Raw genomic sequence first — 21,143 nt, 5'->3', positions numbered from 1 at the left:
TTCGTGTGCGGAACGGGGCCCAGCCGAGGCCGGACGGCGCCCTGCGCCGGCCGTTCCGGCGGATCGTCGTCGTCAGGTGCGAAAAACGTTACGTGCCGGGCGAGTTCGCCGCTCGACGGAACTCTCGACGATCGGGCAGCATATGTTGTATCCGCCTAGACTTGAGTCGGTGAGTTTGCTTCTTCATAGAGCGGACTTGCACACGACTTAGCCCGAACTCCCTGGACCATTCTGGGAAAGCGGGCCGGCTCCACCCCCCCGGAGCCGGACCGCCGGCGACCCCCGCTCTCCCCCCCGGCGGGGGTCGCCCTGTCGTGAGGCGGCCGGGCGGTGGCCCCGGGTAACGATCCCGCGCCACCGCCCGCCCGCCGCGCCGGGCGAAGTTATCCACAGTCGACGGAACCCGCTCGCCACCCACGCCGCGCATCGCATGGTGGATGTCTCCGAACGTCGAAGGAGCATCCGATGAACCTCACGGCACTGATCGTCACCGGCGACCCCGCGCTCGCCGACGGCCTCCTCCGCCTCGCCGCCGCCGCGGACGCCCACGCCGAGGTCGCCTACGGCGCCGATGAGGCGAGACCCGCCTGGACCTGGCCCTCCCTCATCCTCGTGGGCGCCGACATCGCCGAGGACGTCGCCGCCGCGGGCCTCCAGCGCCGCCCGGGCGTCGTCCTCGTCACCGCCGGCGCCACCCCCGACGCCTACCGCCTGGCAGTGGAGGCCGGCGCCCAGGACGTCGTCGCCCTCCCCGACCACGAGGACTGGCTGATCGACGCCTTCGCCGCCGCCTGCGAACCCGAGGGCGGCTGGGCCACCGCCGTCTGCGTCGTCGGCGCCCGCGGCGGCGCCGGGGCGAGCGTCCTCGCGACCGCGCTCGGCCTCTGCGCGGCGGGCCAGGGCCTGCGCACCCTCCTCGTCGACGCCGACCCGTTCGGCGGCGGCATCGACCTCGTCCTCGGGCTGGAGTCGCACGAGGGCGTCCGCTGGCACGACCTCGCCGAACGCCGCGGCCGCCTCAGCACCGCGACCCTCCGCGAGACCCTGCCCGGCACGGGCGACCTGTCCGTGCTGTCGTGGCGGCGCGGCGAGCCCGTCCCGGTCTCCGAGGAGGCCGTCGGTTCCCTGCTCGACGCCGCCGCCCGCGGGTTCGACCTGGTCGTCGCGGACGTTCCCCGTCATCCCGGCGACATCGGCCGCGCGGCCCTGCGCGCCGCCGCCGTCACGTTGCTGCTCGTCCCGGCCGAGGTCCGCGCCACCGTGGCGGCCGACGGCCTCGCCACCGCCCTCCGCCGCGACACCGCCGACCTGCGCCTGGTCGTCCAGGGCCCCGCCCCGGGCGGCATCACCCCCCACGCGGTCGCGGGTGTCCTCGGCCTTCCGTTCGCCGGGTCCTTCGACCGCGACCGCCGCCTCCCCGCCGCCATCGACTCCGGCGACCTCGAACGCGCCTGCCGCCGCGGCCCCCTCGCCGACTTCTGCGCCACCGCCCTGGCCGACCTCGCCCTCCAGCCCTACGCCTACCGGGAGGCGGCATGACCGGCCTCTCCAGCGCCGTCCGCGACCGGCTCGCCAACACGGGCGGCGAAGCAACCACCGGTCGCGTCGCCGCCGCGCTCCGCGCCGAGGAACGCCTGCTGGGCGACCGTGAAGTACTGGCCCTGGCCGACGAGTTACGCGCCGAGTTCGTCGGCGCCGGCCCCCTGGAGCCGCTCCTCCGCTCCCCGGACGTCACCGACGTCCTGGTGAACGGCCCCGACGAGGTCTGGATCGACACCGGCTCCGGCCTGGTCCGCACCGCGGTCCGCTTCCCGGACGAGGCGACCCTCCGCCGCCTGGCCCAGCGCCTCACCGCCGCCGCCGGCCGCCGCCTCGACGACGCCTCCCCCTACGCCGACGCCCGCCTCCCCGGCGGCGTCCGCCTGCACGCCGTCCTCCCGCCGGTGGCCGCGACCGGCACCTGCCTGTCCCTGCGCCTCCCCTGCCGCCGCGCCTTCACGCTTACCGAACTGGTCACGGCCCACACCGTCCCACCCGGGGGCGCCGGCCTCCTGGCCGCCCTGATCGAGTCCCGAGCGGCCTTCCTGATCACCGGCGGCACCGGCACGGGCAAGACGACACTTTTGAGCAGCTTGCTGTCCCTGGCGAACACATCCGAGCGCCTCCTCCTGGTCGAGGACTCGGCCGAGCTGAAGCCCACCCACCCCCACGTCGTCAGGCTGGAGGCCCGTCCGCCCAACACCGAGGGCGCCGGCGGTGTGACCCTGAACGACCTGGTCCGCCAGGCCCTCCGCATGCGCCCCGACCGCCTGGTGGTGGGTGAGGTCAGAGGTCCCGAGGTAGTGGTTCTCCTGCAGGCTCTGAACACGGGCCACGAGGGAGGCTGCGGCACCCTCCACGCGAACACGGCAGCCGACGTCCCCGCCCGCCTTGAAGCCCTGGCCTGCGCGGCGGGCCTCACCCGAGAGGCGGTCCACAGCCAACTGGCCGCTGCGCTGGACATCATCGTCCACCTGGTCCGAGACCCGGGCGGAGGCCGGCGCCGGGTAGCCGAGATCTGCCTCCTCCAGCGAGACCCGACCGGCCTGGTCGGCGTCGTCCCCGCGGTCTCCTTCACCGCCTCCGGTGAAACCATCCCCGCCGCAGGCGCAGACGCACTGACCACCCGCCTGAGAGTCACCTAGCGATGGCCACAACCATCCCCTGCGCCGCCGCCGTGTGGCCCCACCTGACACCTGCGCCAGCACCCCACCGTCCAGACCGCTCGCAAGGTGCCTGGTGCTGAGTGCCTTTCCTGTCCTCTGCGCGGCCGTCGCTGTGTGGATTCACCTCGCGCCCGCCCCTGCGGGCCATCGCCTGAGCCATCTGCGAGGCGTCTCGTGTTGATCGTCTTAGCCGTGCTCTGCGCGGCCGCCGCCGCGTGGACCTACCTGGCGCCCACCCCAGCGAGCCATCGTCTGGACCGCCTGGGCGCGCCTCCACCAGGCGACCCGATGCGGCCGCTGCGCGCCAGACTGGCGGCCTTCAGGGAGCGCCGGACGCGGCCGCAACGCCGCCGAAGCTCGATCATCGAACTCTGCGACGCCATGGCCGCCGAACTGTCCGCCGGGCGGACTCCTGACGAGGCCTTCACCGCGGCCGCCGCCTTACTCGACCCACACGTCTCCAAGGAACTGCTCGGCCTGCCCCGCCCGCCCCCCGATCACCTGGACGAGCTGGCCACGCAGCCCGGCGCGGAGGGCCTGCGCCTCCTGGCGGCCTGCTGGCGCATCGGCTCCGAACGCGGGGGCACCCTGGCCACCGTCCTGGACGGCCTGGCAAGCGCCCTCCGCGACGAGGAGGCCCAACGCCAGGACGTATCCGTCCAACTGGCCGGCCCCCGAGCCACGGCCCGCCTCCTGGCCGCCCTCCCCCTCCTGGGCCTGGCCATGGCGGCCGCCCTGGGCGCCCGCCCCATCCCCTTCCTCTGCACCACCCTCCCTGGCCTCGCCTGTCTGATCACAGGAACAGCCCTCAACATCACCGGCCTCTACTGGACCCGCCACCTGGCCAAATCCGCCGAATCTCCCCACTAGTCGACACCCACCCGATGGAGGGCCGCCATGCACACCCCGAGACTTCGGCTCCGCGACCTCCAGCCGCCCCTCAACGCCCCCACCTAGAAGCCCCCTGAAGCCGCACGTCGAGCTCAAGGCGCCGGGCTTGGCGGAGCTGTCCAGGGGCGTACGGCCGGCTCGGGCTGGCGCCAACTACTGACGGCCGGAACGTCAGCGGGCTTGGAGTCGGTTGGGACGCGGCGCGCTTACGGGGCCGCGCAAGGCGTGGCCGGTCGAGTCGAGCAGGGAGCAGGTGAAGTAATGACGACGCTCTTGGTCATGCTCTGCGCAGCGGCATCGGGGTTTCTCCTTCCCAGGGGGATCCGTACCTCCACGCGGAGGCTGATCGGTCAGTTCGGAGGGCCTCCGCCGAAGCACGCGGCGAACAAACGGCGGCCCCCATGGGCGAGAGACCGCGCTCGCCTACGGGGGCCGTCCGTCCAAGCCTTGGAGGTGAAGGAGCGGGACGGGCCTTCCGGGGCGTCCGGGCGCCGTGACGTCATCCTTCGGCGGGTGGCTGCGGGAGTGGCGGGAGCGCTGTGCGTGGTGACGCTGGGCGGCCTGGCCGGTGGAGTGATCGGCGTGCCGGTCGCCGCGGCCGTCTGGCTGTCCTTCAGCCGCCTCGGCAATGGGGAGCGCCGCCGCAGACGGGCGCGGCTCATCGCCGATCTCCCCGTCGCGGTCGACCTCCTCGCCGCCTGCCTGCGCGGCGGCGCGCCCTGGCACGAGGCGGTCGAAGCGGTCGCGGGCGCGGTGGGAGGCCCGCTCGGCGAGGAACTGCGGGCCGTGTCCGTCCAGATCCGCCTGGGGGCCGACCCGGCGGAGGCCTGGCCGGCCTTGGAGGAGCCGATGCTCGCCCCCCTGGCGCGTGCGGCGGCCCGGGCGGCGTCGACGGGCGCGGCGCTGGCCCCGTCCCTCAGCCGCCTCGCCCGTGACCAGCGTCGTGTGGCCCGTTCGGCCGCCGCCGCCAGGGCGCGGGCGGCGGGCATCCGGGCGCTCGCGCCGCTCGGCCTGTGCTTCCTGCCCGCCTTCGTCCTCCTCGGCGTCGTCCCGGCCATCGCCGGGATCGCCTCGACGATCCTCCTGCCCTGGTGAACGGGTTATCCACAGAACGCGGTTCGCGCGTCGTCCGGCTTCCCGGCCCAGCAGCCTGGAACCGACCACGAGCGAAAGGAGCCCCGATGAGGGCATGGAAGACGGTGGTGCGGCGATGGTCCGGAACGTGCAGGGACCGCGGGATGTCCACGGCCGAGTACGCGGTCGGCACCATCGCCGCGGCGGCCTTCGCCGGCCTGCTGTTCAAGATCGTGACCAGTCCCCAGGTGAAGACGATGCTCTTACGGATCATCGAGAAGGCCCTCAACCTGGCCGGCTGAAAGATCGCGGGATGGCCACGGCGGAGATCGCCGTGGCCCTCCCCTCCCTGGTGCTGGTCACCGCGATCGCCCTGTGGGGTGTGCGGGCGGCGTCCATCCAGCTCGCCTGTACCGACGCGGCCCGGAGCGGCGCTCGGGCGGCGGCCAGAGGCGAGTCCCTCACCGCCGTCCGCGGACTGGTGGAGAGGGCCGTCCCGAAGGAGGCGACCATTCAGGTCCACCGCGACGAGGCCACCGTCAGCGTCGACATCTCGGCCCCCGTAGCACCCGCCGCCGCGATCGGTCTACCGGCCCTCATCGTCCATGCCCACGCGGCCGCCGAAACAGAACCCGGCCTCCCGCCCGCCACCCCGTGACCCGCACCCGCCGCCCGAGAGCTCAGCGGTCGAGGCCTTGGACGTCGCGATGACCGTGAGCACCTCTCCCGGCTCCTCACGGGATGAAGACGACCCGTGGAGACGACTCGCCATTCATCGGATCGGAGAGCCGATGCAAGCCCGCGTTCCCTTCCCCGAGCGAAGCCTGGTGTGGTCGCAAAGCGCTGGGCCCTTTGCCTGCCGTCCAGGGGCGGCGGTGACCCGGCAGAGGGAGGAGCTGCCACAGCAAGGTCAGTACGCCACCGCGGCGACCGCTCGGAGGCGGACTACCGGTGGTGTGAGCGGCGGGGGCGCGGCGACCGCTTGGAGGCGGACTGCCGGTGGGGGGGGGGGGGGGGGGGGGGGGGGGGGGGGGGGGGGGGGGGGGGGGGGGGGGAGGGGGGGGGGGGGGGTGGGGGCGGGGGGTGGGGATCGCGGGTCGGGGTCGGTCTGGGTGGTGGGGTTCGCGGTCCTCATCTGGGTGGTGGGGGTGGCGGCGATCCTGGTCGGCGGGGTTCGGGGTGCGCGGCATCGGGGGGAGGCGGCGGCGGACATGGCGGCGCTGGCGGGGGCGGCGCGGGTCGCCGAAGGGGGCGGGGCGGCCTGTGCGAGGGCCAGGGAGATCGCGGCCGGGTCGGGGGCGCGGATGGTGCGATGCCGGGTGCGGGGAGAGGTCGTCGACGTCTCGGTGGCCGTCGAAGTCCCGATGCTCATGGGGCTGAGGGGACGGCGGATCGTTTCTCGGGCGAGGGCTGGTCCTGTGGGGCGGGACGGCGTACCCTGGCGCCACATGCCTCGTTGCACTGATTGTCAATAGAGGCGGGGAGGGCGCGGAGAATGAAAACACGTTCCTCTTCGTCATCCCTCTGTGACTTTTGCTACCCGGTGGTACGTTACGCTGCCGTAGGCCCATAGTTATCGCCGGGCGCGGTGCGTCCAGCGGAAGACCGGCGCGAGCTGTCGAAGGGATTGAGGCCGTGACCATCATTCGCAGGATCGGTGCGATCGCGCTCGCGGCACCCCTTGCGATGAGCTTCCCGGTACTCGCCGCGCTGCCTGCGCAGGCGGCCTCGACCACCGTCGTCACTCCGGCGAACGGCGCCGTGATCAGCAGCGGGTCCCAGGTGACCGCGAAGGCCCACTTCGACTTCGCCATCACGATGCAGCTGCGGGTGGACGGCCCCGGGATGGGCGACACGTTCCTTCAGGAGAAGGGCCTCTCGGGCGATATGTCCGGAACCTTCTCGATCAGTCGGAATGGTCGCTACAAGGTCTACCTGCTCGGCAAGCAGACGAACCACGTCTACGACTCCAACACCTTCACCGTGCGCATCGCGCCGGCGGCCCCCACCGGCGTCTCCGCCGACGCGTCCGGCGGCAAGCTCGCGGTGAAGTGGAACCGCGGCCTGGAAGACGACCTCACCGGCTACACGCTCGCCGGGTCGGGCGTGAAGTCCAAGGCCGGCTCGCTCAAATCCCTCTGCTCCGGAACGAGTTGCTCCACCACCCTGTCGCTGACCAGGTCCAGCGGCGCGGCCTCCGTGGGCGTCAAGGCGATCCGGTCCACGGGCACGGGTGGATCGCTCTACTCGGGCACCGCCTCGGTGACCGCCTCGCTCGGAGGCGGGACCGGTTCCGCCCCCGGCGGCGGCTCGGTTCCGTCCCTGCCCTCCGGCGGCTCCGGGGTCCCCAGCGCCGGGACGCCGCTGACACCGTTCAACAACGAGTCGCCGGTCACCCTCCCGTCCGTCCAGCCGGACGGGGCCACGCCCGGGTTCACCTACCCCGCGCCGCAGATCGCCACCGACTCGCCCAGGGCTCAGAACATCGCGGCGACCGACCGGCTCCAGTGGGGCAAGAGCGTCGGCATCGCGCTGGTCCTGCTGATCGTCGCCGCGCACCTCGGGACCTGGACGCGCCACCTGCGCGTCGCCCAGGCGGGCACGAGCAGCAACGGCATGGCGGCCCGCATCGCACGCGGCGGCAGCGGACGCAAGCGGGTGAGCAAGTCGCGCCAGCAGATCGCGCGCGCTGAGGCCCTCGCCAAGACCGCCCCGGTCGCCGCGGCCGGAGCCAGGGGGGCCCGCTCGTCCAAGCGCGCCACCGCAACGGCCGTCCTCGACTCGAAGCCGAAGACCGGCCGCCGTCCCGCGACCCTGGGCAAGCCCTCCAGCGGAGTGAACGTCCGCCTCGGCAACCCCGGCGCGAAGCCGAAGCGCGGCCGCCGCCGCAAGTGATCTTTTGAAGCCCCGCCCGAGTGGAGCCCAAGCCACATACGGGTGAACTGGCCGCGCACCTGTCGCCCAGCCGCCGCGCGGTGGTGCCGGCAAGACGTCCGCGTCGCCAGCTCAGGTGAAGGCAAAGCTCAGCGCTGGTCGCCACCGGTGGTTTTCCTGGTGCGCCCGGTAGCCGAGTGGAACGCAGGCCACCTGCGGCTGAGTCTGACGGGCTGGGCCGGTAACGCTCAAAGGCGCCCCCCTGGGCCGGTGTGCCCGTATGGCGGATGGTGTGCCGAAGCCCTTGACTGTCAGCCCATCGGGTCCTGTGGCCGGTTGGGGCAGTCGTAGTCGGCTCTTGTTGGGGTGGTGTGGAGCGCTAGGGCGGCGAGTGGTCTTGGGCCAGGCCGGCGAGGATGCCGGTCAGGCCTCGTTCGAAGCGGGCCGTCAGGCCGGGGCGTGACCGCGGGCCTGATCGTGGCCGGGTTCGCCTGCGGCGTCGCGCTGCCCGTCCTGGGCGGCCTGGCCGTCGAGATCCCCGACGAGCGGCATCTCGGCATGGCCTCGGGCGTCAACAACACCGTCCTCCAGGTCGGCATCTCGGTCGGGATCGCCGTCTACGGGGCCGTGCTGGGATCGGGCGCTCCGTCCCATGCCGATCTCGGCCGGCTCTTCCCGCTGGGCGCGGCGACCGCCCTCACCGGTGCCGTGCTCACTGCGATCATGCTCCGCGGCCGATCCCGCTGAGCAGGGCTTCCGGTCGGCCGTCGAGCCGGGCGGGAAGACGGCCAGCGCCCGACCCGCTGGCACCCGGTGTCGAGCCCGGACCTCTGGCGGCCGGGCGGCCCGCCCAGCGAGCCGCCCTGCCTCTTCAACCGCCGGGCCGCGGCGAGTTCGCCGCACGCGTGGAGATCGGCCGAGGTCATGGCCGTGGCGGGTGGTGTCAGGGCGACGTACCGTGGGTTTATGCGCGAGCGGGGGCATCGCCACTTTCCAGGACGGTCGGTGCTGCGGGGGGCGGCACCCGGATGCCCGGCGCCCGCGCTCCGGGCGCCGCCGGGGGCGGGCTGAGGGATGGCCGGTCTGCGGGCTCGGTTGCTCGGGGGCGTGGAGTTGCGGCTCGACGGTGAGCCGCTCCCGCCGCTGGAGTCCGCAAGAGTGGAGTCGCTGCTCGCCTATCTGCTGCTCCACCGGGACGCGCCGCAGTTGCGGCAGCGGCTGGCGTTCCTGCTGTGGCCGGATTCCACGGACGCCCAGGCGCGCACCAATCTGCGCAAGGTCCTGCACAATCTGCGCCGCTGCCTGCCGGAGACCGACCGCTTCATCGACATCGGCGCGCGGACACTGCGGTGGCGCGAGGACGCGCCGTTGTGGCTGGACGTCGAGCAGTTCGAGCAGGCGCTCGCCGACGGGCGGCTGGAGGACGCCGCGCGCGTCTACGGCGGCGAGCTGCTGGAGGGCGACTACGACGAGTGGATCGCGGACGAGCGCGAGCGGCTCGCGGAGCTGCACATGGAGGCGCTCGGGGAGCTGGCACGCCGGCACGAGCTGGAGCGCGACTGGCCCGCGGCCATTCGCCGCGCCGAGCAACTGGTGGGGTGCGATCCCCTGCGGGAGGAAGGCCATCGCCTGCTGATCCGGCTTGCCGGCGAATGCGGCGACCGGGTTCGGGCGCTGCGCACCTACCACGTGTGCGCCGCGACTCTGGAGCGGGAGCTCGGCGTCGAGCCGTCCCCGGAGACGCGGGCGATGTACGAAGAGCTGCTGGCGGAGACGGCCCCCGCCGCAGACGTCCGGCATGCGACGTCGCCGTTCGTCGGGCGCGCGGAGGAATGGGACCGGCTGGCGGGCGTGTGGCGGGCCGCCGCCGGCGGAGGCGCTCAGTTCGTGCTGGTCAGCGGGGAGGCGGGTGTCGGCAAGACCCGGCTGGTGGACGAGTTGCGCGTGCACGTGAACGCGATCGCCGTCGAGGCGCGCGCCTACCCGGCGGAGGGGACGGTCGCCTACGGCGTGGTGTCGGCATGGCTGCGCTCCCGTCCGGTGTCCGCGCGGCTGGCGAGGCTCGACCGCGCGGGGCTGACCGAGCTTTCCCGGCTGCTGCCCGAGCTGGACGGCGACGTGGCGCCGCCCGCGCCGGTCTCCGAGGCGGAGCTGCGGCGGCGGCTGCCGCGTGCCGTCGGCCGTGCGCTGCTCAACGCCGGGGCGCCCCTGCTCCTGGTCGTGGACGACGCGCAGTGGGCGGACGCGCAGTCGCTGCGGTTGATCCACTACCTGGTCCGGGCGGCGCCGTCCGCGCGGCTGCTCGTCGCCGCGACCGCCCGCCGCGAGGATTTCGACGCCGGTCACCCGCTCGGCGCGCTGATCGGGTCGCTCCAGTCGCTCGACCGGTTCACCGAGATCCGGCTCGGTCGGCTCGGCCCGGCGGAGACGGCGCTGCTGGCCGAGCGCGTCGCGGGAGGCCCGCTCGACGCCGGGCGGCTCCACCGCCTCCACGGCTACAGCGAGGGCAACCCGCTGTTCGTGGTGGAGGCCGTGCGGGCGGACGCGCCGGCGGACACCGCGAAGGTGCAGGCGGTGATCGCGGGACGGCTGGAGCGGCTGTCGCGGCCGGCCGCGGAGCTGGCGGGCATCGCCGCGGCGGTGGGACGCGCCTTCCCCGCGGACGTCCCGGCGAGGGTGAGCGGCTTCGACGAGCGGACGTTCGTCGCCGCGCTGGACGAGCTGTGGCGCCGCGGGATCGTCCGCGCGCACGGCGCCGGCGCCTACGACTTCAGCCACGGCCGGATTCGGGACGCCGCCTACGCCGCGCTGGGCCCGCCCCGGCAGCGCCGGGTCCACCTCGCGGTCGCCCGCGCGCTGGAGGAGTGCGGCGCCGCGGCGGCGGCGCTCGCCTCGCACTACGAGAAGGCCGGCGCGGTCGCGGACGCCGTCCGATGGCACGAGCGGGCGGCCGGGGACGCGCAGTGGCTGCACGCGCACGACGACGCGGTAGGGGAGCTGGAGCGGGCGCTGGCCCTGTCGGAGGGCCTGCCGCCGGGCCCCGGCACCGCCGAAACCCAGCTGCGGTTGCTGACGGCGCTGCCGGCGCCGCTCGTGGCGTGCGAGGGGTACGGGTCGGAGCGGATGGCGCGGGTGCACGCGCGGGCGCTGCGGCTCGCCGACCGGCTCGGCGCCGAGCCGGAGCCGCCGCTGGTGTGGTCGCTCGCGCTGGCCGCGCTCACGCGCGGCGAGTGGGCGGCGGCGCACGACTTCGGCGAGCGGCTGCGGGACCGCGCCGAGCGCGACGGGGACCAGGTCCTGCGGACCGAGGCCGACCACGTCCGCGGGATCGCGGCCTACTGGTCGGGCGACCTGGAGGGCGCCCGCCGCCACTTCACGGCGGCGATGCGGCGGTTCCGGCCCGCGCGGCGCGCCGCGCACGTGCTGCGCTACGGGCAGGACACGGAGCTGATCGTCCGGCTGCGCCTGTCGCACGCGCTGTGGCTGCTCGGCCGCGGCGCCGAGGCCGACCGAGAGCGCGACGCGGCCCTGGCGGTCGCGCAGGGGTCCACCCACGCCTACAGCCGGGCGGTCACCTGGCTGTGGGCGGCGGTCGACGCGGTGGACCGCCGGGACGACGCGCAGTTCCGCCGGCACGTGCGCGGCCTGGAGGCGGACCTGGCCGAGGACGCTCCGCGCCAGGTCCGCGTTCCCATGGAGCTGCTCGGCGGCTACCTCGACCTCCTCGCCGGACGGACGGGCCCGGGCCTGGCGCGCCTGCGCCGCTTCCGCGACCAGGTCGTGCACGGGGAGGCGCCCGCGCCGGGCCTGCCGGGCGTCGCGACGCGGCTGCTGCTGGAGGGGTACGCGCTGGCGGCGGAGCCGGCGGCAGGGCTGGCCCTGGCGGACGAGGCGCTCGGCATGGGACGCGGCGCGCGGCTGTGGGAGGCCGAGACCCGGCGCCTGCGCGCGACGTTCCTGGCCGCGCTCGGCGCACCGGGCGGGGAGGTGGACGCGGAGCTGCGGCGGGCCCTCGCGGCGGCGCGCCGCCAGGGGCAGCGGGCGTTCGAGGAGCGGGTGCGCGGAACGCTCGCGGAACGCGACCTTCGCCAGGATCGTGCCATCTGACGATCCGAGGAGGAGCCATGGCCACGATCGACCCGGTGAACGCCCTGCGCGGCGCGCTCTCCGGCACGGTTCTGCTGCCCGGCGAGCCCGGTTACGAGGAGGGGCGCCGCGTCTTCAACGCGATGATCGACCGCCGTCCGGCGGCGATCGCCCGGTGCGCCGGCGCGGCCGACGTCGCGATGGCCGTCGACACCGCCCGCGAGCACGATCTCATCGTGGCGGTCCGCTGCGGCGGCCACAGCATCGCGGGGCTCGGCACCTGCGACGACGGCATGCTGATCGACCTGGGCGGCCTCAAGTCGATCAGCGTGGACCTCGCGGCGGGGACGGCGACGGCGGGCGGCGGCGTCCTGTGGGGCGAGTACGACGCGGTGACCCAGGAGTTCGGTATGCACAGCCCCGGCGGGCGCGTGACCACCACCGGCATCGGCGGGTTCACCACCGGCGGCGGCTACGGCTGGACGTCGTCCAAGTACGGTCTGGCCTGCGACGGCCTCGTCTCGGCCGAGGTGGTGCTGGCGGACGGGAGCATCGTGCGGGCGAGCGAGCACGAGAACCCCGAACTGTTCTGGGGGATCCGGGGCGGCGGCGGCAACTTCGGCGTCGTCACCGAGTTCGAGTTCCGGCTGGACGCCCTCGGCCCGACCGTCTTCGCCGGGCTGGCCCTCTTCCCGATGGAGCGCGCCGCGGAGACCATGCGGGGCTGGCGCGACTGGGCGGACACCGCGCCCGACGAGGTGTCCACCGCGTGCGCCGTCATGACCGGGCCGCCGGAGCCGTTCGTCCCGCCGGAGCTGCAGGGCAGGCCCGTGTTCGGCGTGCTCGCGATGTACGTCGGCGCCCCGGAGCTCGGCGAGGAGGCGCTGCGCCCGCTCCGCGACCTCGGGCCGGTCGTCGATCTCCTCGCGCCGATGCCCTACCTCGACTTCCAGGCGATCATCGACCCGATCACCCCGCCCGGCTTCCGGGGCTACTGGCGGGGCGAGTACATGCGCGAGCTGGGCGACGACGCCGTCGAGGCGTTCCTCTCCCACGCGGGCGGCCTGGCCGGACGCGGCGCCCCGCTGTCCCAGATGGTCGTCTTCCGGATCGGCCAGGGCGTCGCAAGGGTGCCGGACGAGGCGACCGCGTTCTCCCACCGGGACGCCCGGTACCTGTTCCATCCGATCTCGGTGTGGTCGGACCCGTCCGACGACGAAACGATGATCGCCGCGACCCGCGCCTTCGCGTCGGCCATGCGGCCGTTCGGCACAGGGGCGTCCTACCTCAACTTCACGGCGGAGGGGAACCGCGTCCGGGACGCCTACGGCGAGGAGAAGTACGCGCGGCTGGTCGCGCTCAAGGACACCTACGACCCCGCCAACGTGTTCCGGCTCAACCAGAACATCCGTCCGACGCACCCGGCGGAACCCGTGCTCGCGTGACGCGGGCCGGCCCGTTCGCCGGTCTCCCGGGGACGGGCGTCGGTCGTGGGGCTGGCGGGCACCCTGAGCACGGTCTAGGCTGCCTTGCCAGTCGGATCGTCTGGCTTGTCCGGCAATGCGGTCCGTCGTCCGAGACCTCGGTCCCGTCCTGCACAGGGGCCCGATGGAGAGGGGACCATCCGCATGATCTTCCTGGGACTGCTCGTCGCGCTCGCCGCCGGCGCGGTCGGCGTCGCCGTGGCGCTGGACAACCCGGGCGCGGCCCGGCTGACCCTGTTCGGCGACGAGGTTCCGGGGATCACCTCGCAGTGGCAGGTCTTCATGGCCGGCGCCGTCGTCGCCATCGTGTTCATGGCGGGGGTGATGGTCGCGTCGCTGGGGTTCCGGCGCGCGATGAGCATGCGGCGCGAGCTGCGGGACCTGCGGGATGAGCACGAGGAGTCCCTGCAGACGCTGGAGATGGAGCGGCGCAGGCTCCAGCAGGCGCTGGCCCAGGCCCGGCGCGGAATGGACGACCCGGCCTCCGTCCCCGCCCAGCGCGTCGCGCCCAACTGACCCCGCTACTGCGGGGCCTCGTGCAGGAGGACGGCCAGAAGGTCGAGGGCCCCGCGCTTGTCCAGGGGATCGTTGCCGTTACCGCACTTGGGAGACTGGATGCAGGACGGGCAGCCCGAATCGCACTCGCAGGACGCGATGGCGTCGCGGGTGGCGCGTAGCCAGGACGCGGCGTCGCCGTAACCGCGCTCGGCGAATCCCGCGCCGCCTTCGTGGCCGTCGTAGACGAAGACGGTGAGCAGCCCGGTATCGGGGTGGACGGCCGTAGAGACGCCGCCGATGTCCCAGCGGTCGCACGTGGCGAACAAGGGGAGCAGACCGATCGAGGCGTGTTCGGCGGCGTGGGCGGCGCCTGCTAGGTCGAGGTCGTCCAGACGCGAGATCTGGGCTTCGGAGAGCGTCCACCATACGGCGCGTGTACGGAGGGTCCGTGGCGGCAGGTCCAGAGGCTTCTCGCCGAGCATCTCCCCTGTCTGTAGGCGGCGCATCTGGTACGCGACCACCTGACGGGTGACCTCGACGGTTCCGAAGCTGAGGGTGGCCTCGCCCCAGGAGACCGAGCGGAGCCGCTCCACGATGCTGATGTCGGTGACGTCGCGGGCGGTGGTCGAGTAGTCGGGGTCGGCCGCCTCGACCAGCGCGACGGAGTCGTCCAGGTCGAGGGTCTGGACGATGAACGACTCGCCCTGGTGGATGTAGACGGCCCCCTCGTGGACGGTGGTGTGCGCGGACGGCTCGTCCACGGTGCCGAGGAGCCGGCCGGTGGAAGCCTCGACGACCTGGACGGGGGCACCGCCCGCGCCCCGGATGTCGGCCAGGTCGCAGGCCCTCTCGCGGCGCGTCCAGTACCAGCCGGCGGGGCGGCGGCGCAGGAGACCTCGCCGCACCAGGTCCGGCAGCAGGTCGGCGGTCGCGGGCCCGAAGAGCGGAAGGTCGTCCTCGGTGAGCGGCATCTCGGACGCCGCCGCGCACAGGTGCGGTTCGAGGACGTAGGGGTTGTCGGGGTCGAGCACGGTGGCCTCGACCGGCGTCCCGAAGATCGCCTCGGGGTGGTGGACGAGGAACGTGTCGAGCGGGTCGTCGCGGGCCACCAGGACGGACAGGGCCGCCTGCCCGGAACGTCCGGCACGTCCCGCCTGCTGCCAGAGGGACGCGCGGGTGCCCGGCCATCCGCAGACCAGGACCGCGTCGAGCCCGGAGACGTCCACGCCGAGCTCCAGGGCGTTCGTGCTCGCCAGGCCGATGATCGAGCGCGAGCGCAGGGCGGCCTCCAGGGCGCGCCGCTCCTCAGGCAGATAACCGGCACGGTAGGCGGCGACCTGGTCGGCCAAGCCGGGGGAGACCTCGTGCAGAGCGCGCTTGGCGCTGAGCGCCACCGACTCTGCACCGCGCCGGGACCGGACGAAGGCGAGCGTCTGGACGCCGTCCGCAACAAGGTCCGCCAGGAGGTCCCCGGCCTCAGCGGTGGCCGTGCGGCGAACGGGTGCGCCCTGCTCGCCGCGCAGGTCCGTCAGTGGCGGCTCCCACAGGGCGAAGGTGGCGGGCCCGCGCGGAGAGGCATCGTCGTCCACGGCCACCACATCGAGGCCGGTGAGACGGGACGCGGCCGCAGCGGGTTCCGACGCGGTGGCCGAAGCGAGGATGAACGTGGGGGACGCGTGGTACCGCTCGCACACCCGGCGCAGGCGCCGCAGAACCTGCGCGACATGCGACCCGAAGACGCCGCGGTATCCATGGGCCTCGTCGATGACGACATAGCGGAGCCGGCGCAGAAAGGACGACCAACGGGCATGCCCGGGAAGGAGCGACCTGTGCAGCATGTCCGGATTGGTCAGCACATAGTTGGCGTGCTGCCGGACCCACGTCCGCTCGTCCTGGGGCGTGTCGCCGTCATAGGTCGCCGCGCGCACCCGCGTGAGGCGCAGGGAGCGGAGCGCGCGGAGCTGGTCGGCGGCCAGAGCCTTGGTCGGCGAGAGATAGAGGACCGTCCCCTCGTGGCGAGGATTCTCGTCGCCCGCGTAGATCGCCTCGACGCAGGGCAGCAGGTAGGCGAGCGACTTGCCCGACGCCGTCCCTGTGGCGATGATCACAGAGCGTCCGGCGCGAGCGTGCTCGGCGGCGGCGGACTGGTGCTCCCACGGGGACGCGATGCCGGCGGCGGCCAGCCGCTCCACCAGCAGCGGCGGTGACCAGGAGGGCCACGCGGCCCGGCGTCCCTGACGTGCGGGAACGCTCTCCACATGGGTGATGCGTTCGCGCCGTGCGGGGTCGGCGAGCAGCCGGTCCAGGGGAGTTGAGGATCTTTGGGCGCCCATCAGGTTTTCAGTGTGCCAGCCGGGGCAAAACAACGGGAACGCCCCGGCGCCGGAGGGCCCGTTCCCCCTGCTCTGACCCTGAGATCAGCAGGTCAGACGGGATGGCGCGAACTTTCGCCCGTGTGGGCGATTACGCGCGTACGCGACGCCGGAGCGTGGTTGAATCACGGCGAAGTCTCGGCGGCCGGCGCCCTACCCACGGGGCCGGCGGCGGGATCGGATAGTGCTGCACGGCGCGTGGAGGATCTGTGGATCTGAAGGTTAACGACTACACCACCGACGATGGCCTCACCGTCATCAACGTGGAGGGCGAGATCGACGTCTACACGGCGCCGAAGCTTCGCGAGAAGCTCATCGACCTGGTCAACAAGGGCAAGTTTCACCTGCTCGTGGACATGGAGAAGGTGGAGTTCCTCGACTCGACCGGGCTCGGCGTCCTCGTGGGCGGGCTGAAGAGGGTGCGCGCCCACGACGGCTCGCTGGAACTCGTGTGCACCCAGGAACGCATCCTCAAGATCTTCCGGATCACGGGGTTGACCAAGGTCTTCGGCATCCACGACTCGATCGCCGAGGCCGAGGAGAAGCGCAAGGGCGCCAAGTAGGCGGCCCGCGGCTGAGATGTCGACTGTTGAACTGTCCTTCAGCGCACTGCCCGTCCATGTCCGGACCGCCCGGCTGATCGTGACCGCCGTCGCCCGTCGCAGCGGCGTCGCCGAACCTCTGCTCGACGAGGTCCGGCTCGCGGTCGCCGAGGCGTGCTCCCGGGCCGTGGAGGCGCACCGCCGACACTGCCCGGACGAACCCGTCCGCCTCGAACTGCGCGGCGAGAAGGGCCGCTTCGAGGTGATCGTCAGCGACACCGTCCCCGGCGACCTCCCGCCGGAGGGGCTCCCCGCAGCCGCTGCGGACGAGGAAGAGGACGAGTTCGGGTACGGCCTGGGTGAGGGCACCGCTGAACTGGGTCTGGCCGTCATCGCCGGGCTCGCCGACGACGTGGAGATCGCCAACACGCCGAAGGGGGTCCAGATACGGATGAGCTGGCCGGCCGAAGCCGAGGCGACCATCTAGACGCGCCCGCGCCACCGCGACCGAAGGCCCCGCCACCGGCGGGGCCTTCTGTATTTATTGCGTTTTTCTCCTCCTTCGGGCCTGGCGGCCCTCCATCGTCGATAAACGCGGGCGATCGCTGGCATCGCTCCGGCTCGCCTGGCGGCTCGCTGCGCGATCAGGTTCTCGCAAGCTCGAACCTGCCTTCGGACGCGATCGCGGGTGTCGGGGTGGTCGCGGGGTCGCGGCGGTGGCTGAGGTTGGCGTGTCCCGCGGTGATCGGCGGGGTACGTCCGGTGGGGCGTGCTGGGCGTGGCTGCGCCCGGGCGTTCGCACCTGATCCTCATCGCCTGGCTTGGCCGTGGCCCTGCCTCGCCGCGCCTGTTGCCGGGGGGCGGGGGCGGGCTGTGGTGTGTCGGGCCGCGGTGGGGGCGGGAGGGTAACCGTGTGTGAGCGCGGGTGGGGGCCGGGGTGGGGCCTGTGGGGCTGGTGGTGTGGGGGGTGTGAGATTCTCTTGTGATCATCGGGGTGCTGATCCGATTTGGGTCTAGACATATTCCGTGTTAATGCCTAGCTTGAATGCGGACGCCGGTGGCCGTGCCGAACGCCGGTCATGCCCTGTGCCTGTCAGGGCATCGACGGGGCAATGAATGCCTGGGCCGGTCTGACCTGCGGTGATGCTGCCTGATCGGGCCAATGGGTCAATTTCCGGCGTATCTCATGTTTCATTTCGGCGACATCTTCATGAAGGGCGTCGCGGCCTTAACATTCGACTTACGCGTGCGTAGACTCCCGGCACCCGCGTTGCCGTGCGAGGCGTTCGAAATCGTGACTCGTGGGGTACGCGGTAAAGATCGCTTTTATGTCGGTCGCGATCGCAAGGCCCCTGTCGAGGAGGACGGATGCCCGGGTTTTCCCTGTCAAGCCCGGCCAGCGCTGAAGTGGATCTCGGCGGCGGCGACCTTTCCCTGGTCGTCGTCGTCGCCGTGGTCGCACTGCTCGCACTGGCCGTCGCCGCTGGTCTCGTACGCGACGTCCTGGCCGCCGGCCAGGGCACCGCGAAGATGCAAGAGATCGCGCGCGCCGTCCAGGTGGGCGCGAGCGCCTACCTGAAACGCCAGTTCCGCACGGTCGCGATCTTCGTGGTCCTGATCCCGCTCGTCCTGCTGCTCCTGCCCGCCGACTCCACCAGCGAGCGGATCGGCCGGTCCGTGTTCTTCGTCATCGGCGCGGTCTTCTCCGCCGTCACCGGGTTCACCGGCATGTGGCTGGCCGTCCGGGGCAACGTCCGGGTCGCCGCGGCCGCCCGCGAGGAGGGCGGCGAGAAGACCGCGATGCGGATCGCCTTCCGCACCGGCGGCGTCGCCGGCATGTTCACCGTCGGCCTCGGCCTGTTCGGCGCCGCCGTCGTGGTCCTGGCCTACCAGGGCGACGCGCCGAAGGTGCTGGAGGGCTTCGGCTTCGGCGCCGCGCTGCTCGCCATGTTCATGCGGGTCGGCGGTGGCATCTTCACCAAGGCCGCCGACGTCGGCGCCGACCTGGTCGGCAAGGTCGAGCAGGGCATCCCCGAGGACGACCCGCGCAACGCGGCGACGATCGCCGACAACGTGGGCGACAACGTCGGCGACTGCGCTGGCATGGCCGCCGACCTGTTCGAGTCGTACGCGGTCATGCTCGTCGCGGCGCTGATCCTCGGCACCGCGGCGTTCGGCAACCAGGGCCTGGTCTTCCCGCTGATCGTGCCGATGATCGGCGTGATCACCGCGGTGATCGGCATCTTCGCGGTGGCGCCCCGCTCCGGCGACCGGTCCGGGATGACCGCGATCAACCGGGGCTTCTTCATCTCGGCGGCGATCTCGGCGGTGCTCGTCGCGGTCGCCACGTTCGTGTACCTGCCCTCGTCCTTCGCGGACCTGGACGGCGTCCGCGACAAGGCCATCGCCGGCCTGGACGCCGACCCGCGCTGGGTCGCGCTCGGCTCCGTCCTGATCGGCATCGTGCTCGCCAGCGCGATCCAGCTGCTCACCGGCTACTTCACCGAGACCAACCGCAAGCCGGTCAGGGAGGTCACCGACAGCGCCCGGACGGGTCCCGCCACCGTCATCCTGTCGGGCATCTCGCTCGGCCTGGAGTCGGCCGTCTACACCGCGCTGGTGATCGGCGCCGCCGTGTACGGCGCGTTCCTGCTCGGCTTCGGCAACACCACCGTCGCGCTGTTCGCGGTGGCGATGGCCGGCACCGGGCTGCTCACCACCGTCGGCGTGATCGTCTCGATGGACACCTTCGGGCCCGTCTCCGACAACGCCCAGGGCATCGCCGAGATGTCCGGGGACGTCCAGGGTGAGGCCGCCTCGGTGCTGGAGCGGCTGGACGCGGTGGGCAACACCACCAAGGCCATCACCAAGGGCATCGCGATCGCGACGGCGGTGCTCGCCGCGACCGCGCTGTTCGGCTCGTTCCGCACGACGGTGATCGCGGCGCTCGCCGATGCCTCGCAGGGCGCCAAGGACGCGATCGGCGACGAGTTCCTGAGCTTCAACCTGTCCATCGCGAGCCCGAACGTGCTGATCGGGCTGATCATCGGCGCGGCCGTGGTGTTCATGTTCTCCGGCCTGGCGATCATGGCGGTGGGCCGCGCGGCCGGCCGGGTCGTGGTCGAGGTGCGCGAGCAGTTCCGCACCAAGCCCGGGATCATGGACTACACCGAGAAGCCCGACTACGACCGGGTCGTGGACATCTGCACCCGGGACGCGCAGCGCGAGCTCGCCACCCCGGGCCTGCTGGCCATCCTGACGCCGATCGCGGTCGGCTTCGCCCTCGGGTACGCGCCCCTCGGCGCCTTCCTCGGCGGCGCCATCGCGGCGGGCGTGCTGATGGCGGTGTTCCTCGCCAACGCCGGCGGCGCCTGGGACAACGCCAAGAAGCTCGTCGAGGAGGGCCACCTCGGCGGCAAGGGCAGCGAGGCGCACGAGGCCACGATCATCGGCGACACGGTCGGCGACCCCTTCAAGGACACCGCCGGCCCCGCGATCAACCCGCTCATCAAGGTGATGAACCTGGTCGCGCTGCTGATCGCGGACGCGGTGGTGACCTACGCGGGCAACACCGCGCTGCGCGTCGGCGTCACCGTGCTGTCCGTCGCGGTCGTCGTCGCGGCTATCGTGATCTCCAAGCGGCGCGCCGACCCGATCGGCGGGCCGTCCGCCGGTCCCGCCGTCGAGGGCGGCGAGTCGGGGCCGGACGCCGCGAAGAGCGGCGGGGCCGCGGGCGCGCTCGACAAGGGCGCTCCGGCCGAAGGCGCCGGTCCTCCCGCGAACAGCGCCGTAGGCGCCGACGCGGCGGGAGCCGAGGCCGAGCCGGACGCCGAGGAGTCGTCCGCCGGCAAGTCCTGACCGACTGAACGCGTAAGGGGCCGGTGGCGGCGCGCCACCGGCCCCTCACGCGTTCCCAGGGGTCCCGTCCGACCACCCCGGGCCCGGTCGTACGCTGTACGGGAGGGCAGGGACGGTCCCGTCCCCGACCAAGCGGATCGATATCGGGAGGCGGCCGTGGCGAGCGGCGGCGGCAAGCGGGCGATGTCGGGGCCCAAGGGCTTCGCGATCGTGATCGGCGGAATGCTCGGCATCATGCTCGTGCTCTGGACCCTGGCGGCCCTCGCGGCCCCCTAATGTGGCGGCCATGCCCACGCTCATCGTGCTCCGCCACGCCAAGGCCGAAGCCGGCCTCGGCATACCCGACACCGACCGCAAGCTCACCGATCGCGGGCGCCGGGACGCGACCGCGGCCGGGGACTGGCTGCGCGCGAACGACCTCGTTCCCGGGCGGGTCCTGTGCTCGCCCGCCGCGCGGACCCGGGAGACGCTCGCCCGCCTGGCGCTGGACGCGGAGGCCGCCTTCGAGCCCGGCATCTACGACAACGACCCCGAGGGGCTCCTCGCCCTCGTCTCCGAGACGCCGGACGAGACCGGCACGCTCCTGCTGGTCGGGCACAACCCGTCCGTGCACCACCTCGTCCACGACCTGGCCGGCCAGGCCCCCGACGCCTTCCCCACCTGCGCTTTCGCCGTGATCGACCTTCCTCCCGGCGCGTGGACGGACGTCCGGCCCGGCCTCGGGACGCTGCGCACCGTCCACACGCCCAAGGACTGACG

The 21,143-nt window shown here is 73.1% G+C and carries 17 protein-coding genes; 16 read left to right on the top strand and 1 reads right to left on the bottom strand.

Translation table 11 applies throughout. The features are described 5' to 3' along the window. The first annotated feature begins 465 nt into the window (after positions 1 to 465). The 12 genes from ssd to CHC11_RS06340 all read left to right on the top strand — a co-directional run bounded on the left by ssd (position 466) and on the right by CHC11_RS06340 (position 13,630). The gene (gene ssd, locus CHC11_RS06395; RefSeq protein ID WP_089310646.1) at positions 466 to 1,539 is read left to right on the top strand and encodes a septum site-determining protein Ssd; all 1,074 of its coding nucleotides are present in this window, start codon (positions 466 to 468) and stop codon (positions 1,537 to 1,539) included. Further along, positions 1,536 to 2,684: a TadA family conjugal transfer-associated ATPase gene (locus CHC11_RS06390; protein WP_089310645.1), complete on the top strand. Its 1,149-nt coding sequence runs from the start codon at positions 1,536 to 1,538 to the stop codon at positions 2,682 to 2,684. The genes ssd and CHC11_RS06390 overlap by 4 nt, the downstream gene beginning before the upstream one ends. A gap of 195 nt (positions 2,685 to 2,879) precedes the next feature. After that, the gene (locus CHC11_RS43305; protein WP_281258282.1) at positions 2,880 to 3,575 is read left to right on the top strand and encodes a type II secretion system F family protein; all 696 of its coding nucleotides are present in this window, start codon (positions 2,880 to 2,882) and stop codon (positions 3,573 to 3,575) included. A gap of 534 nt (positions 3,576 to 4,109) precedes the next feature. Then, positions 4,110 to 4,691, top strand: coding sequence for a type II secretion system F family protein (locus tag CHC11_RS06380; RefSeq protein WP_245918806.1), 582 nt, complete (start codon positions 4,110 to 4,112; stop codon positions 4,689 to 4,691). Between the two features lie 86 nt (positions 4,692 to 4,777). Further along, positions 4,778 to 4,972 carry a DUF4244 domain-containing protein gene (locus CHC11_RS06375; RefSeq protein WP_089310643.1) on the top strand — a complete coding sequence of 65 codons (195 nt, stop codon included), beginning with the start codon at positions 4,778 to 4,780 and terminating at the stop codon, positions 4,970 to 4,972. An 11-nt stretch (positions 4,973 to 4,983) separates the two neighbouring features. Then, complete coding sequence (locus CHC11_RS06370) at positions 4,984 to 5,328, top strand: TadE family type IV pilus minor pilin (protein ID WP_089310642.1); 345 nt, start codon at positions 4,984 to 4,986, stop codon at positions 5,326 to 5,328. Then, positions 5,276 to 6,145 (top strand): Rv3654c family TadE-like protein, encoded by an 870-nt coding sequence (locus CHC11_RS43775; protein ID WP_089310641.1) that lies wholly within the window; start codon positions 5,276 to 5,278, stop codon positions 6,143 to 6,145. The genes CHC11_RS06370 and CHC11_RS43775 overlap by 53 nt, the downstream gene beginning before the upstream one ends. Positions 6,146 to 6,305: 160 nt before the next feature. Beyond that, a complete protein-coding gene (locus CHC11_RS06360) occupies positions 6,306 to 7,565 on the top strand; it encodes a hypothetical protein (protein ID WP_143226950.1) in 1,260 nt (419 codons plus the stop codon). 438 nt (positions 7,566 to 8,003) lie between these two features. Beyond that, positions 8,004 to 8,291, top strand: coding sequence for an MFS transporter (locus CHC11_RS06355; RefSeq protein ID WP_089310639.1), 288 nt, complete (start codon positions 8,004 to 8,006; stop codon positions 8,289 to 8,291). A gap of 360 nt (positions 8,292 to 8,651) precedes the next feature. After that, positions 8,652 to 11,651: an ATP-binding protein gene (locus CHC11_RS06350; RefSeq protein ID WP_179278714.1), complete on the top strand. Its 3,000-nt coding sequence runs from the start codon at positions 8,652 to 8,654 to the stop codon at positions 11,649 to 11,651. 17 nt (positions 11,652 to 11,668) lie between these two features. Then, a complete protein-coding gene (locus CHC11_RS06345) occupies positions 11,669 to 13,075 on the top strand; it encodes an FAD-binding oxidoreductase (RefSeq protein WP_089310637.1) in 1,407 nt (468 codons plus the stop codon). 183 nt (positions 13,076 to 13,258) lie between these two features. After that, positions 13,259 to 13,630 carry a hypothetical protein gene (locus tag CHC11_RS06340; RefSeq protein WP_089310636.1) on the top strand — a complete coding sequence of 124 codons (372 nt, stop codon included), beginning with the start codon at positions 13,259 to 13,261 and terminating at the stop codon, positions 13,628 to 13,630. Between the two features lie 5 nt (positions 13,631 to 13,635). Here CHC11_RS06340 and CHC11_RS06335 read toward each other — a convergent pair whose 3' ends face one another. Then, positions 13,636 to 15,945 (bottom strand): DEAD/DEAH box helicase, encoded by a 2,310-nt coding sequence (locus CHC11_RS06335; RefSeq protein WP_089310635.1) that lies wholly within the window; start codon positions 15,943 to 15,945, stop codon positions 13,636 to 13,638. 248 nt (positions 15,946 to 16,193) lie between these two features. Between CHC11_RS06335 and CHC11_RS06330 the strand changes: the two genes are divergently transcribed. The 4 genes from CHC11_RS06330 (at position 16,194) to CHC11_RS06315 (ending at position 21,141) form a co-directional block, all read left to right on the top strand. Beyond that, complete coding sequence (locus CHC11_RS06330; protein ID WP_021597910.1) at positions 16,194 to 16,547, top strand: STAS domain-containing protein; 354 nt, start codon at positions 16,194 to 16,196, stop codon at positions 16,545 to 16,547. A gap of 16 nt (positions 16,548 to 16,563) precedes the next feature. After that, positions 16,564 to 17,013: an ATP-binding protein gene (locus CHC11_RS06325; protein WP_089310634.1), complete on the top strand. Its 450-nt coding sequence runs from the start codon at positions 16,564 to 16,566 to the stop codon at positions 17,011 to 17,013. 881 nt (positions 17,014 to 17,894) lie between these two features. Next, positions 17,895 to 20,384, top strand: a complete 2,490-nt coding sequence (locus tag CHC11_RS06320; RefSeq protein ID WP_089310633.1) for a sodium-translocating pyrophosphatase — start codon at positions 17,895 to 17,897, stop codon at positions 20,382 to 20,384. 286 nt (positions 20,385 to 20,670) lie between these two features. After that, complete coding sequence (locus tag CHC11_RS06315; protein ID WP_089311058.1) at positions 20,671 to 21,141, top strand: SixA phosphatase family protein; 471 nt, start codon at positions 20,671 to 20,673, stop codon at positions 21,139 to 21,141. Positions 21,142 to 21,143 lie beyond the last annotated feature (2 nt).

Source organism: Actinomadura mexicana, assembly GCF_900188105.1.
In the GTDB taxonomy this organism is placed as follows: Bacteria; Actinomycetota; Actinomycetes; order Streptosporangiales; family Streptosporangiaceae; genus Spirillospora; species Spirillospora mexicana.
The sequence above is the reverse complement of the archived record's forward strand: the minus strand, read 5'-3'. Positions and strand labels throughout refer to the sequence as shown.

Bases quoted from the DNA above. Each gene is read 5' to 3' on its own strand.
- ssd (WP_089310646.1), top strand. From the start codon at position 466: ATGAACCTCACGGCACTGATCGTCACCGGCGACCCCGCGCTCGCCGAC.
- CHC11_RS06335 (WP_089310635.1), bottom strand. From the start codon at position 15,945: ATGGGCGCCCAAAGATCCTCAACTCCCCTGGACCGGCTGCTCGCCGAC.
- CHC11_RS43775 (WP_089310641.1), top strand. From the start codon at position 5,276: ATGCCCACGCGGCCGCCGAAACAGAACCCGGCCTCCCGCCCGCCACCC.
- CHC11_RS06320 (WP_089310633.1), top strand. From the start codon at position 17,895: ATGCCCGGGTTTTCCCTGTCAAGCCCGGCCAGCGCTGAAGTGGATCTC.
- CHC11_RS06390 (WP_089310645.1), top strand. From the start codon at position 1,536: ATGACCGGCCTCTCCAGCGCCGTCCGCGACCGGCTCGCCAACACGGGC.
- CHC11_RS06375 (WP_089310643.1), top strand. From the start codon at position 4,778: ATGAGGGCATGGAAGACGGTGGTGCGGCGATGGTCCGGAACGTGCAGG.
- CHC11_RS06315 (WP_089311058.1), top strand. From the start codon at position 20,671: ATGCCCACGCTCATCGTGCTCCGCCACGCCAAGGCCGAAGCCGGCCTC.
- CHC11_RS06370 (WP_089310642.1), top strand. From the start codon at position 4,984: ATGGCCACGGCGGAGATCGCCGTGGCCCTCCCCTCCCTGGTGCTGGTC.
- CHC11_RS06345 (WP_089310637.1), top strand. From the start codon at position 11,669: ATGGCCACGATCGACCCGGTGAACGCCCTGCGCGGCGCGCTCTCCGGC.
- CHC11_RS06340 (WP_089310636.1), top strand. From the start codon at position 13,259: ATGATCTTCCTGGGACTGCTCGTCGCGCTCGCCGCCGGCGCGGTCGGC.
- CHC11_RS06325 (WP_089310634.1), top strand. From the start codon at position 16,564: ATGTCGACTGTTGAACTGTCCTTCAGCGCACTGCCCGTCCATGTCCGG.